A 12,254-nucleotide genomic window follows, 5' to 3' on the forward strand; every position below is an offset into this window, starting at 1 on the left:
CCCCCCGACAGGGCGCCGCGCAGCAGGCCCCGCAGGGGCGAGGCCGCCGCCAGGGCGGCCACGACGACGAGGCCCAGCGCCACGAGGACCGCCGTGCGGCGGCCCCGGCGGCGCCGGGGACGCGGCGGGGACGGGGGGGTGGAGCTGGTCAACGGGGCCTCCCGGTCGTGGTGCGGACCTCGCACGCGCCGAGTCTCGCCCACCGCCACCCCGCCGGGGCGCGCGTCCGGGGGCGGTCCAGCAGTTCGGCCCAGCGGAACCGCCCGGCCGGCGGCCCGTCAGTCCCGGAGCGGGACGGGGAGCGGCAGGGGACCCGGGTCCTTCACCGACCCCAGGCGCAGCAGGGTGGTGGCGCGGCGGGCGCCGATGCGGGGCAGCGCCCGCAGGACCTCCTGCAGCTCCGCGGTCCCCGCGGCCGCCACGTGCAGGAGCACGTCCTCGGCCCCGCTGACGGCGTCGGCGCGCACGACCTGCGGCATCAGCGCCACGGCCCGGGCGAACCGCGCCGCGCTCTCCTCGTCGTGCTCGTCCAGCACCACCAGCACGAAGGCCTGCAGGGCGACGCCCACCTGCTCGGGGTCGACCCGGGCGTGCACCCCCGTGATCACCCCGTCGGCGCGCAGGCGCGCCACGCGCCGCAGCGTCGCCGCCGGGGACAGCCCGACGGCGCGGGCCAGCTCGACGTTCGGCACGTCGCCCCGCTCCTGCAGGACGCCGACGATCGCCCGGTCGAGGGCCTCGAGACCCGCTCTGCGCACAACACCATTGTGCGACGCGCCGGGAGCGCGGCGCGCGGTTGCGCCCCGGCCGGATCGCGTCGGACGGTGCCGTCGTGTCCGCACACCACGCGCCCCCGGTCCCGCCGCCCCCGTCCGGTCCGCCGCCGGGCCGGCTGTCCGCCCGCGAGGCCGCGGTGCTCGACGCCGTCGACGGGCCGTGGGCCGTCGAGCGGCTCGTGGAGCTGGTCGCGGTCCCCTCGCTCGGCGGCACGGCCGCCGAGGCCGAGGCCCAGCACCTGGTGGCGCGCCGGCTCGACGAGCTCGGCACCGACGTCGACCGCTGGGCCATCGACCTCGACGAGGCCGCAACCGACCCAGACGCCCCCGGCCAGGAGGTCGAGCGCAGCGAGGCGTGGGGCGTCGTGGGCACGCTGCCCGGCCGGGACGGCGGACGGCCGGGGCTGATCCTCTGCGGTCACACCGACGTCGTGCCAGCCGGGGACCCGGCGCAGTGGCCAGGGGACCCGTTCACCCCGCGCATCGCGGACGGGGCCGTGCACGGCCGCGGCACCTGCGACATGAAGGGCGGCCTGGTCGCCGCGCTGACCGCCGTGCGGGCGCTGCGGACGGCGGGGGTGCGGCTCGCCCGCCCGCTGGCGGTGCACGCCGTGACGGGTGAGGAGGACGGCGGGCTCGGCGCCTGGGCCACCCTGCGGCGGGGGCACCTCGGCGACGCCTGCGTCATCCCGGAACCGACCGCGGGGGCCGTGATGACCGCCCACGCGGGTGCGCTGACGTTCCGGCTGACGCTCACCGGGCTGGCCGCGCACGCCGCCAACCGCCACCTCGGGGTCAGCACCGTGGAGCTGTTCGAGCACGTGCACGCGGCGCTGCGGGGGCTGGAGGCGGAGCGCCAGCCCGCCGACCGGTCCCGGTTCGGGGACCACCCGCTCCCCTACGGGCTCTCGATCGGCCGGCTGCGGGCCGGGGACTGGGCGAGCACCGTGCCCGACCGGCTGGTCGCCGAGGGGCGCTTCGGCGTGCGGCTGGGGGAGTCGGTGGCGCAGGCCCGGGCGGTGTTCGAGGCGTGCGTGGCCGCGGCGTGCAGCGCCCACCCGTGGCTGGCCGACCACCCGGCCCGCGTCGAGTGGGTCGGCGGGACGTACGCCGGCAGCGCCCTGCCGGCCGGTGCGCCACTGCTCCCGGCCGTCCAGCGGGCCGTGGTCGACGCCGGCGGCGCGAGGCCGCCGGAGCGGGCGCTCACGGCCGGCACCGACCTGCGGTTCTACGCGGCTGCGGGGATCCCGGCGCTGCACCACGGCCCGGGGGACCTGCGGCTGGCGCACGGCCCGGGGGAGCGGGTGCCGGTCGAGGACGTGCTCCTGTCCGCGCGCACCCTGGCCCTGCTCGCGCTGCGCACGTGCGGGGAGGCGTGAGCAGGGCGGGCCGGGGGACGTCTAGCGGAGGCCGCGGAACGTGGTGCGGATGTCCGCGACGAGGAGTTCCGGCTGCTCCAGCAGCGCGAAGTGGCCGCCGCGCGCGACCTCGCTGAAGTGCACGAGGTCGGCGTACCGACGTTCGGCCCACCGCTGCGACCGGCGGACGTACTCGCCCGGCATGACGCTGAGGCCGACGGGGACGGTCAGGGGTTCCTCGACGGTTCCCGGGGACGCCCAGCCGGTCCGGGCGCTCTCCCAGTACATCCGCGCCGCGGAGGCGGCGGCGTTGGGCAGCCAGTAGAGCATGACGTCGTCGATCATCTCGTCGAGGCTGAACAGCGCTTCGGCGTCGCCGTGCTCGTCGTGGGAACCCCCGACGTCCTGGAACATCGCGTAGATCCAGGACGCCAGCCCGACGGGGGAGTCGCTGAGGGAGTAGCCGATCGTCTGCGGCCGGGTCGACATCTGCTGCGAGTACGCCGACAGCACCTGCCAGTAGTAGCCGCTCTCCTGCAGCATCACCCGCTCCTCGGCGGTCGCGTCGCGGGCCTCGTCGTCCGTGGGCTGGAACAGGGCCATGTTCAGGTGGACGCCGGCGAGGCCGATGCCCTCCGCGGCCTCGAGGGCCGCGAGTTCCGCGGTGACGGACGCGCCGAGGTCACCGCCCTGCGCGAACCAGTCCTGGTACCCGAGGCGCCCCATGAGGACGGCCCAGGCCCGCGCGGTCCGGGCGAGGTTCCAGCCGGTCGCGGTCGGCTTCCCCGAGAACCCGAACCCGGGCAGGCTCGGGATGACGAGGTGGAACGCGTCCGCGGCGGAACCCCCGTGGGCCTCCGGGTCGGTCAGGGGTCCGACGGCGTGGCGGAACTCCAGGACGGACCCCGGCCAGCCGTGCGTGAGGAGCAGCGGGCGTGCCCCCGGCACGGCGGAGCGGACGTGCAGGAAGTGGACGTCGAGACCGTCGATGCTCGTCGTGGACTGGCCCCAGCCGTTCAGCAGCGCCTCGGTCCGCCGCCAGTCGTAGCCGGTCGCCCAGCGCTCGACGAGCGCCCGGACCTTCTCCAGCCGGGGTCCCTGCGACGTGTCGTCGACGGTCTCGGCGTCGGGCCACCGGGTGGCCAGGAGGCGCCGCCGGAGGTCGTCGAGGTCGGCCTGCGGGACGTCGAGCAGGAAGGGCGTGACGGCGGTCATGGGGTTCCTCCGAGGGTAAATCGTCTTGTGGAGAGACAATCGTTGCACGAGACGATCAGCGCGGCGTACAGTCTCGGTATGAGACGTTCTGTGGAGGTCGACTGGGACGCCGGCGGGATCGAGACCGAGCTCGGCTGGGCGCTGCCCGCCGTGTACGCGGGCTTCTCGCGGTCCGCGACGGGTGCGGTCGCCGACGTCCCCGGCGGCCCGCGTGGGTACCAGGTGCTGGTGGCCGTCACCACCGAGGAGCCCTCCTCGCAGCTGGCGCTCGCGCACCGCCTCGGGATCGACAAGACGCAGATGACCTACGCCGTCGACGCCCTCGAGGCCGGCGGGTTCGTCGAGCGGCGCCCCGACCCGGCCGACCGGCGCGTCCGCCAGGTCCACCCGACCGCGGCGGGCCGCTCGCTGCTCGCCGCCGCCCGCGTCGCCCTCCGCGACGTCGAGGGCGCCCTGATGCGGAACCTCACCGCGACCGAGCAGATCCACCTGCGCCGCCTCCTGGCCCGGGTCGCGCTGACGGCCGGCGACCCCCAGCCCTGCACCCCCGACACCCCGAAGGACGACCCACGCCCATGACCACCACCCTCGTCGCCGGCGCGACCGGCGACCTCGGCCGACGCATCGTCCGCGAACTCCTCCTGCGCGACGCCCGCGTGCGCGTCCTCACCCGCCCCGGGAGCGCGACGGCCGCCGAGCTGTTCGGCGACGAGCCCCGCGTCGAGGTCGTCACCGCCGCCTACTCCGACTCCGCCGCCCTGACCGCCGCGGCGACCGGCGCCGACGTGGTCGTCTCGGCCGTCAGCGGCACCCGGCCCGTCATCGTCGACGCGCAGCGCGCGCTGCTCGCCGCGGCCGTCGCCGCCGGCGTCCCGCGGTTCGTCCCGTCGGACTACTCCGCGGACTACCGCCGGATCACCCCGGGCAGCAACCGGAACTTCGAGCTCCGCCGGGAGTTCGCCGCCGACCTCGACGCGGCGCCCGTCCGGGCGACCTCGGTGCTCAGCGGCATGTTCACCGACCTGCTGACCGGTGAGGCGCCGATGGTCCTGTTCGGCCGCCGCCGGGTCCTGTTCTGGGGCTCGGCCGACCAGGTGCTCGACTTCACGACGAAGGACGACGTCGCCCGCACCACCGCGCTGGTCGCCCTCGACCCCGACGCCCCCCGCGTCGTCGAGGTCGCGGGTTCCCGCGTCACCGCCCGGGACGTCGCGCGGACCATGACGGAGCTGACGGGAACCCCCTTCCGGCTGCAGTGGGCCGGCACGGCGGGAACCCTCTCGGCGATGGGCCGGATCGGCCGCGCCCTCTCGAAGGACCCCGACGAACCCTTCCCGGCCTGGCAGGGCCTGCAGTACTTCGCCAGCATGTTCAGCGGCCAGGCGCAGCTGCACCACGTCGACGACGACCGCTACGGCCCGCAGACCTGGACGACCGTCCGCGACGTCCTCCGCACCCACCTGGCGGCGTAGCCCGCGCCCCGGCGGGCGGGGCTCAGACCTGCTCGGCCGGGCACCACCAGGTGCTGCGCCCGCCGACGGTGGCGTGCACCATCTCCGCGCCGCAGCGCGGGCAGTGCCCGCCGGGCTTGCGGTGGGGGACGACCTCGCCGGTGTGGACACCGCCGTGGCGGACGGCGTGCCGGATCGAGGCGCGCAGCTCCCGCCGCAGCTCGTCCAGCTCCTCCTCGCGCAGCGTTCCCGAGAGGTGGCGGGGGCTCAGGCGGGCGCGCCACAGCACCTCGTCGGCGAGGAGGTTGCCGATGCCGGCGATCGCGGACTGGTCCAGCAGCCGGGCCTTCAGCGGCGCGCTGCCCCTCCCGATCCGCTCGCGGAACTCCTCGCGCCCGATCTGCTCGGCGTCGGGGCCGAGCGCGTCGACGTCCGGGTCCAGCCGCACCCTCCCGAGCCGGCGCTTGTCGAACAGCCGCAGCTGCCCGCCGTCGGCGTAGACCAGCGTGAACCGGTACCACTCGGGCTTCACGGGGTTGCGGCTGACGACCCGGTCGTTCCAGGGCGCCCAGGAACCGTCGTCCCCGCTCTCGTCGCGGCTGTCGCCGCCGTAGTCGCCGCCGACCACGACCTCGCCCGCGCCGTCGGCCGGCGGGCTGACCACGATGCGCCCGCTCATGCCGAGGTGGATCCCCAGCGCCGGCCCGTCGCCGGAGGTGTCGCACCACATCGTCTTGCCCCGCCGGTGCGCGGCCGTGAGGCGACGGCCCACGAGCGCCTTCCGCAGGTCGCCGGGCGCGTGCGGGCGGCACTCGAACGTGTCGCTGTCGTCCACGTCGGCGATGGTGCGCTCCAGCCCGGCGCGCTCGATGACCTGGCGGGCGGACTCGACCTCGGGCAGTTCCGGCACGGCGTGAACGTAGCAACGGCGATCGGGTGCACAGTGGCCGCACCCACCGCCGAAGGACAGGTCGTCTCGTGCGTCACCGCTCCCGCCCGCGTGCCCTGCAGACCGCCGGGGCACTGACCCTCCTGCTGCTCGCCACCGCCTGCTCGGACCCGGAACCCGAGGCGCCCCCGACGCCGCCCGACATCACGCTGAACGTGGCGGGCGACGTCCACTTCGCCGGCACGAGCGCGAAGGCCCTGGAACCCGGCGGCCTCGACGCCGTCGCGGGCGTCCTGGGCGACGCCGACGTCACGGTGGTCAACGTCGAGACGGCGATCACCGACCGGGGGACTCCCGCCGGGAAGAAGTACACGTTCCGCGCGCCGCCGAGCGGGCTGCGGGCCCTGAAGGCCGCGGGCGTCGACGTGGCGGGCGTCGCGAACAACCACGGCCTCGACTACGGCCGGGTCGGGCTCACCGACACCCTGGCGGCGGGGAAGGCCGAGGGGCTGCCCCTCATCGGCATCGGCACGGACGCGGCCGCCGCGTTCCGGCCGTGGACCACGACCGTGCGCGGGCACCGGCTCGCGGTCTTCGACGCGACCCAGGTCCTCGACACCTCCCTCGCCCGCGCGTGGACCGCGACCGACGACCAGCCGGGCCTCGCGTCGGTGCAGGACGCCGCCGGCCGCGACCGGCTGGTCGCGGCGGTGAAGGCCGCCCGGGGCGGGGCCGACTCGGTCGTCGTCCTCCTGCACTGGGGCAAGGAGCTCGACGAGTGCCCGCTGCCCGCGCAGCAGGAGCTCGCGGACGCCCTCGTCGCGGCGGGGGCCGACGCCGTCGTCGGCTCGCACGCCCACCGCCAGCTCGGCCAGGGCTGGCTCTCGGCGGGGGAGCGGCGCGCGTTCGTCGACTACGGGCTCGGGAACTTCGTCTTCTACGCCCGCGGCACCGGCGCCACCACGCAGAGCGGCGTGCTGCACCTGACACTGGCCGGCCGCGGCGGCGTCAGCGCCGCGCAGTGGCGGCCGGCGCAGATCCGCTCCGGGCTGCCCGTGCCCCTCGAGGGCGCCGCGGCCGACGCCGCCGTCCAGGCGAAGGCCGCGCTGCGCCCCTGCACGGACCTGTCGGGAACCCCCTGACCCGCCGTGATCATGCAGGTAATCCCTGCATGATCACGGAGGGAGGGGGGTCGTAGAGTGGCGTCTCGTGTCCGGGACCCTCGTCGCCGTCGTCTGCGCGCTGGCGTTCGCGATGACGGTCTGGGCCGTGGTGACCGTGGCGCTGGACAAGCGCGTGCAGCGCCCGCACCTCGTCGGTCTCGCCGTCGTCGAGCTGGCCCTGCTGGTGCTCGTGGTGTCCGCCGTCGTCGCCCTGGTGACCGGGACCCGGCCCGTCGAGCTCGCGACGTCCATCGCCTACCTCGTCGTGGCGCCGTTCATGATCCCGGCCGCGACGTTCTGGACGCTCGCCGACCGCTCGCGGCCCAGCACCCTCGTCCTCGCCGTCGGCTGCTTCGCGGTCGTCGTCGTGGTCTACCGGATGTACCTGCTGTTCGAGGTGACGGCGTGAGCGAGCGCGGTCTGAACAGCGAGCGGACGCAGCGCCCCGCGCGGCGCACCACGGGCCTCGGCCGCGCGCTCGTCGCCCTCTACGCGGTCTTCGCCGTGGCCGCGGTGTCCCGCGCGGCCGTCCAGATCGCCACCGACTTCGACGCGGCCCCGCTGGCCTACGTGCTGTCCGCGTTCTCGGGCGTGGTCTACGTCCTCGCCACCCTCGGCCTCGCCCGCACGGGTGCCCGCTGGCGGCGCGTGGCCTGGGCGGCCTGCAGCGTCGAGCTGCTCGGGGTCCTCGTCGTCGGGACGCTCAGCCTCGCCGACGCGCAGGCGTTCCCCGACTCCACCGTCTGGTCCGGCTACGGCAGCGGCTACGGCTACGTCCCGCTCGTCCTGCCCGTCCTCGGCCTCGTCTACCTGCGCCGGGAGTCCCGCCGCCGGTCCTGAGCGGTGCCGTCGCCCGGGGCCGCCGTTGCCCTGGGACACTGGAACCACCATGGGACCGCGCCGCTCCACCGCTCTGCTCCTGGCCGGGATCGTCCTCGTCGCCTGCGTCATGCGGGCCCCCATCACGGGGGTCGGCTCGCTGCTGCCGACGATCTCCGCGGACGTCCACCTCGGCTCCACCGCCGCGGGGCTGCTGACCGCCCTGCCGCTGCTCGCCTTCGCCGCGGCCTCCGGCGTCGTGCCGCGCCTGGCCGGCCGCCTCGGCCTGCGCCGGACGCTGTTCGCCGCGCTGCTGCTCCTCGTCGCCGGCTGCGCGCTGCGCTCGGCGCCCGGGGTCGTGCCGCTGTTCGCCGGCACCGCGGTGCTCGGGGTCGCGATCGCCGTCGTCAACGTCCTGCTGCCCGCGCTGCTGCGCCGGGAGTTCCCGTCCCGCGTGGCGGTGATGACCAGCGGGTACGTCGTGGTCATGGGCCTCGTCGGCAGCGTCGCCGCGGGCGCCGTCGTCCCGCTCGCGGACACCCTGCCCGGCGGGTGGCGCACGGCGCTGGCCGTCTGGGGGGCGCCCGCGCTGCTCGCGGCCGCGGTGTGGACGGCGCAGCTGCGGCGCGCGGAACCCGTCACCGCCCCGGGCGCGCACGTCCGCGCGCCGTGGCGCTCGCCGTTGGCCTGGGCCGTCACGGCGTTCATGGGCTGCCAGTCGGTGACGTTCTACGTGCTCGTCGCGTGGCTCCCGACGGTGCTGCGCGACCGGGCGGGTCTCGGCGCCGCGGCCGCGGGCTGGCACCTGTCGCTCATGCAGGGCGCGGGGGTCCTCGCGAGCCTCGCCATCCCCTTCGTCGCGAGCAGCGTGACCCGCAGCCGCCGCGCGTCCGTCGCGACGTCGCTCGTCACCGCGCTGGGGTTCCTGCTGCTGCTCGTCGCGCCGCACCAGACGGGTCTCGCGAGCGTCGTCGTCGGGCTCGGCGGCGGGGCCACGGTGGTGCTGGCGCTGTCGGCGATCTCCGCGCGGGCCGCGGACGCCGCGGGCGCGGCGGCCCTGTCGGGGATGGCGCAGTCCGTCGGGTACCTGCTGGCCGCGGCGGGGCCCGTGACGATCGGCGCGCTGCACGCGGCCACCGGGTCCTGGACGGTGCCGCTGGCCGTCCTCACGCTGCTCGCCGCCGTGCAGGCCGCGGTCGCGTGGGCGGCGGGCCGCGACGCCGTCGTCGCCTAGGCGACGGGGACCTCGAACCAGACGACCTTGCCGAGCGGGCCCACCGCGAGGTCCGTGCCCCAGCGGCTGGAGAGCAGCTCCACCATCGCCATCCCGCGCCCGCTCTCGGCGTCCTCGCGCTGCGCGCCGATCAGCGGCATCCCGCCGCCGTCGTCGGCGACCTCGATGCGCAGGGCGGAGGACCCCGGCCGGTCCAGGCTGACGTGCACCATCCCGTCGCCGTGGACGACCGCGTTGGTGATGACCTCGCTGGCCAGCAGCAGCACCGACTCGACGGTGTCCTCCTCGACCTCGTGCGCCCGCACCCAGGGCGCGCACCACTCACCGATCAGCCAGCGGGCGACGCCGACCGACTTCGGGGTGGGGGGGAGGACCACGCGGAACAAGGGGCCCTCGACCTCCAGGTGCGTCGGGGGCGCGAGGTGTCGCCCCGCGCCGGGTGCCTTCCGTGCCAGTCGAGTCATCACGGCGTCACTGACAGTCAATCACCCGCCGCGTCCCTTGTCCCCACACCCGTCATTCCCGTCCCACCGGAGCCCGCTCCTCCGGGGCGTCGGGCGCGGGTCGCCGGGCGCGCGTGCGGCCCAGGAGGTGGTCGATCCCCGAGAAGGCGAGGGCCAGCACCGCGAAGGACGGGGCCAGCACGGCGAACGAGCGGGCGATGCCGTCGTAGCCGATCTCGTCGACGTCCACGAAGGGGTACGGGTAGTGCGGCGGACCGAGCGTCAGGGTCCCGCGCACGAGGACGAAGACGAGGTAGGCGATCGGGTAGGCCAGCCACAGCAGGCTCCGGCGGGCCCGGACACCCGGGTGCGGGCGGAAGGCCACCCAGTCGACGATCGCGAGCAGCGGCGCCACGACGTGCAGCAGGTCCGAGCTCGGCCGCCCCGAGAACAGCAGCACCGCGCCCTCCCCGCCGCCCGGCACGAGGACGGTGTTGTAGATCACGAACGTGATGGTGACGAAGAACGTCGCCCCGCCCACGACCCACCCCGAGGGCTGCGCCCGGTGCCGGAGCGCGGCGAGGACCGAGACGGCCTCCATCGCGGCGAGCAGCAGGTTGCTCTGGATCGTGAAGAAGACGAGCTTCGTGCCGAGGCCCGCGAAGCCCAGCTGCGGGTCGTCGAAGCGCGCCGCCGGCTCCCACAGGACCCCGGCCAGCACCACGAGCACGATCACGGACCGGTAGGTGACGAGGAGGGGACGCACGGTAGGACTCTGCCCCACACTGGTCGGGTGCCGGAACTCCCCGAGGTCGAGGCGCTCGCTGCGTTCCTGCGCGAGCGGCTGGTGGACCGCGTCGTCTCGAACGTCGAGGTCGCCGCCATCAACGTGCTGAAGACGTTCGACCCGCCGCCGACCGCGCTCGCGGGGCTGATGGTCGCGGGCGTCACCCGGCACGGGAAGTGGATCGACGTCGACGTCGACGGCCTCCACCTCGTGGTGCACCTGTCCCGCGCGGGCTGGCTGCGGTACTCCGACGCCCTGCCGAAGGCGCCGCTGCGACCCGGCGGCAAGAACCCCGTGGCGCTGCGGGTGCGCCTCGCCCCGCAGGACGACGAGGCCGAGGACCGGCCGCCGGGGTTCGACCTGACCGAGGCGGGGACGCAGAAGCGCCTCGCGGTGCACATCGTCCGCGACCCGCTGCAGGTGCCGGGCATCGCCTCGCTCGGCCCGGACCCCCTGGCCGCGGACTTCGACCTGCCCGCCTTCGCGAAGCTGCTGGCCGGCTCGCGCCAGCAGGTCAAGGGGCTGCTGCGCGAGCAGTCGGTCCTGGCCGGCGTCGGCAACGCCTACTCCGACGAGGTGCTGCACGCCGCGAAGCTGTCGCCCTACGCCTCCGCCGGGAAGCTCTCCGACGCCGAGGTCGAGACGCTCTACACGTCGCTGCAGGAGGTCCTGCACGAGGCGATCGCCGCGGCCGGCGGGAAACCCGCCAGCGAGCTCAAGGACGCCAAGCGGGCCGGGATGCGCGTGCACGGCCGGACGGGCCTGCCCTGCCCCGTCTGCGGCGACACCGTGCGCGAGGTCTCCTTCGCCGACCGGTCGATGCAGTACTGCCCCACCTGCCAGACGGGCGGCAAGACGCTGGCCGACCGCCGGATGTCGCGGCTGCTGAAGTAGCGCCGCCTCCCCGCCACCGGGAGTTCACCGTCCTCAGGTCGCGCACAGCAACCCGGGAGAGTTCACTGCGGCGCGTGACCACACCTCAGAGCCCCCGCCGGCACCGCCGCCGGCTCCGCACCGTCCTCGCGGTCGGCGTCAGCGCCGCCGTCCTGCTGCCCGTCGGGCCCGCGACCGCGAGCCGTTCCGAGGAGCCGACGGTCGTCGGCCACCGGGGAGCCTCCGCGTACCGCCCCGAGCACACGCTGGCCTCCTACGACCTGGCTGCGCGGCAGGGCGCCGACGTCATCGAGCCCGACCTCGTCTCCACCTCCGACGGCCAGCTCGTGGTGCGGCACGAGAACGAGATCTCCGGGACGACCGACGTCGCGAGCCACCCCGAGTTCGCCGACCGGAAGACGACCAAGACCGTCGACGGGGTCGAGCTGACAGGCTGGTTCACGGAGGACTTCACCCTCGCCGAGATCAAGACGCTGCGCGCCGTCGAGCGCCTGCCCGACCTGCGCCAGGAGAACACGATCTGGAACGGCCGGTTCGAGGTCCCGACGTTCGAGGAGGTCCTCGACGAGCGCGAGGACCTGTCCGCCGAGCTCGACCGCAGCATCGGGATCATCCCCGAGATCAAGCACTCGACGTACTTCCAGGGCCTCGGCCTGCCGATGGAGGCCAAGGTCGTCGCGGCGCTGAAGAAGCACCGGCTGAACCGCCCGGGCTCCGTCGCCACCGTCCAGTCGTTCGAGCTGACCAACCTCCGCGAGCTGCGCCGCCGCTACGGCCTGCGCGCGGACTCGGTGTTCCTCACCTCGGCCACCGGGGCCCCCGCCGACCTCGTCGCCGCAGGCGACCCCCGCACGTACGCGGACCTGCTGACGCCGGAGTCGCTGAAGACCATCTCCCGCTACGTCACCGACCTCGGGCCGTCGCTGGACCAGGTGATCCCCCGCAACGCCGACGGCACGCTGGGCACCCCCAGCCGCCTCGTGGCCGACGCGCACCGCGCCGGCCTCGACGTCGTGCCCTACACGCTGCGCCCGGAGAACTCGTTCCTGCCGGTGGACTACCGCACGGGGACGGACCCGGCCGCCTACGGCCGCGTGCTGGACCTGGGGGTCGCGTACTTCGCCACCGGGATCGACGGCCTGTTCACCGACGCCCCCGACATCGGCGTCGCGGCCCGCGACGAGTTCCTCGCGAGCGGGGAGGAGGCCGCCGCCTGAGCGCGCCT

Annotated in this window: 14 protein-coding genes; 9 read left to right on the forward strand and 5 right to left on the reverse strand. The window is 75.5% G+C overall.

Translation table 11 applies throughout. The features are described 5' to 3' along the window. Nucleotides 1-278 precede the first annotated feature (278 nt). Nucleotides 279-758, reverse strand: coding sequence for an Lrp/AsnC family transcriptional regulator (locus F1544_RS13005; RefSeq protein WP_167586020.1), 480 nt, complete (start codon nucleotides 756-758; stop codon nucleotides 279-281). A gap of 74 nt (nucleotides 759-832) precedes the next feature. On the opposite strand from F1544_RS13005, the gene F1544_RS13010 reads away from it, so the two are divergent. Then, nucleotides 833-2,155: an ArgE/DapE family deacylase gene (locus F1544_RS13010; RefSeq protein WP_308470055.1), complete on the forward strand. Its 1,323-nt coding sequence runs from the start codon at nucleotides 833-835 to the stop codon at nucleotides 2,153-2,155. A 21-nt stretch (nucleotides 2,156-2,176) separates the two neighbouring features. On the opposite strand, the gene F1544_RS13015 is transcribed toward F1544_RS13010, so the two are convergent. Further along, nucleotides 2,177-3,349, reverse strand: coding sequence for an epoxide hydrolase family protein (locus tag F1544_RS13015; RefSeq protein WP_167586022.1), 1,173 nt, complete (start codon nucleotides 3,347-3,349; stop codon nucleotides 2,177-2,179). 78 nt (nucleotides 3,350-3,427) lie between these two features. On the opposite strand from F1544_RS13015, the gene F1544_RS13020 reads away from it, so the two are divergent. Together F1544_RS13020 and F1544_RS13025 are read left to right on the forward strand one after the other, a co-directional pair. Continuing rightward, nucleotides 3,428-3,928 (forward strand): MarR family winged helix-turn-helix transcriptional regulator, encoded by a 501-nt coding sequence (locus F1544_RS13020; RefSeq protein WP_167586024.1) that lies wholly within the window; start codon nucleotides 3,428-3,430, stop codon nucleotides 3,926-3,928. Then, on the forward strand, nucleotides 3,925-4,821 hold the full coding sequence (locus F1544_RS13025) for an NmrA family NAD(P)-binding protein (RefSeq protein ID WP_167586026.1): 897 nt from the start codon (nucleotides 3,925-3,927) through the stop codon (nucleotides 4,819-4,821). The genes F1544_RS13020 and F1544_RS13025 overlap by 4 nt, the downstream gene beginning before the upstream one ends. 22 nt (nucleotides 4,822-4,843) lie before the next feature. On the opposite strand, the gene F1544_RS13030 is transcribed toward F1544_RS13025, so the two are convergent. Continuing rightward, nucleotides 4,844-5,710 (reverse strand): DNA-formamidopyrimidine glycosylase family protein, encoded by an 867-nt coding sequence (locus F1544_RS13030; protein ID WP_167586028.1) that lies wholly within the window; start codon nucleotides 5,708-5,710, stop codon nucleotides 4,844-4,846. Nucleotides 5,711-5,778: 68 nt separating this feature from the next. Here F1544_RS13030 and F1544_RS13035 point away from each other — a divergent pair, with 68 nt between their 5' ends. From F1544_RS13035 to F1544_RS13050, 4 genes are all read left to right on the forward strand, one after another. After that, entirely contained in the window at nucleotides 5,779-6,831 is a 1,053-nt protein-coding gene (locus F1544_RS13035; protein WP_167586030.1) for a CapA family protein, read from the forward strand. Nucleotides 6,832-6,898: 67 nt separating this feature from the next. Further along, nucleotides 6,899-7,261 carry a hypothetical protein gene (locus tag F1544_RS13040; RefSeq protein ID WP_208971812.1) on the forward strand — a complete coding sequence of 121 codons (363 nt, stop codon included), beginning with the start codon at nucleotides 6,899-6,901 and terminating at the stop codon, nucleotides 7,259-7,261. Then, nucleotides 7,258-7,692 carry a hypothetical protein gene (locus F1544_RS13045; protein ID WP_308470056.1) on the forward strand — a complete coding sequence of 145 codons (435 nt, stop codon included), beginning with the start codon at nucleotides 7,258-7,260 and terminating at the stop codon, nucleotides 7,690-7,692. The genes F1544_RS13040 and F1544_RS13045 overlap by 4 nt, the downstream gene beginning before the upstream one ends. Before the next feature lie 49 nt (nucleotides 7,693-7,741). Then, on the forward strand, nucleotides 7,742-8,905 hold the full coding sequence (locus F1544_RS13050) for an MFS transporter (RefSeq protein WP_167586032.1): 1,164 nt from the start codon (nucleotides 7,742-7,744) through the stop codon (nucleotides 8,903-8,905). On the opposite strand, the gene F1544_RS13055 is transcribed toward F1544_RS13050, so the two are convergent. Further along, complete coding sequence (locus tag F1544_RS13055) at nucleotides 8,902-9,282, reverse strand: ATP-binding protein (protein ID WP_167586034.1); 381 nt, start codon at nucleotides 9,280-9,282, stop codon at nucleotides 8,902-8,904. The two genes, F1544_RS13050 and F1544_RS13055, sit on opposite strands and share 4 nt — an antisense overlap. 139 nt (nucleotides 9,283-9,421) lie before the next feature. Then, nucleotides 9,422-10,114: a Pr6Pr family membrane protein gene (locus F1544_RS13060; RefSeq protein WP_167586036.1), complete on the reverse strand. Its 693-nt coding sequence runs from the start codon at nucleotides 10,112-10,114 to the stop codon at nucleotides 9,422-9,424. Between the two features lie 27 nt (nucleotides 10,115-10,141). On the opposite strand from F1544_RS13060, the gene F1544_RS13065 reads away from it, so the two are divergent. Together F1544_RS13065 and F1544_RS13070 are read left to right on the forward strand one after the other, a co-directional pair. Next, nucleotides 10,142-11,029 carry an Fpg/Nei family DNA glycosylase gene (locus F1544_RS13065; RefSeq protein ID WP_167586038.1) on the forward strand — a complete coding sequence of 296 codons (888 nt, stop codon included), beginning with the start codon at nucleotides 10,142-10,144 and terminating at the stop codon, nucleotides 11,027-11,029. A gap of 74 nt (nucleotides 11,030-11,103) precedes the next feature. Next, on the forward strand, nucleotides 11,104-12,246 hold the full coding sequence (locus F1544_RS13070) for a glycerophosphodiester phosphodiesterase (RefSeq protein WP_208971814.1): 1,143 nt from the start codon (nucleotides 11,104-11,106) through the stop codon (nucleotides 12,244-12,246). The last annotated feature ends 8 nt before the right edge of the window (nucleotides 12,247-12,254 follow it).

The sequence above is a fragment of the Kineococcus rubinsiae genome, from assembly GCF_011839805.1.
GTDB lineage: Bacteria > Actinomycetota > Actinomycetes > Actinomycetales > Kineococcaceae > Kineococcus > Kineococcus rubinsiae.

Bases quoted from the DNA above. Each gene is read 5' to 3' on its own strand.
- F1544_RS13015 (WP_167586022.1), bottom strand. From the start codon at position 3,349: ATGACCGCCGTCACGCCCTTCCTGCTCGACGTCCCGCAGGCCGACCTC.
- F1544_RS13025 (WP_167586026.1), top strand. From the start codon at position 3,925: ATGACCACCACCCTCGTCGCCGGCGCGACCGGCGACCTCGGCCGACGC.
- F1544_RS13020 (WP_167586024.1), top strand. From the start codon at position 3,428: ATGAGACGTTCTGTGGAGGTCGACTGGGACGCCGGCGGGATCGAGACC.
- F1544_RS13050 (WP_167586032.1), top strand. From the start codon at position 7,742: ATGGGACCGCGCCGCTCCACCGCTCTGCTCCTGGCCGGGATCGTCCTC.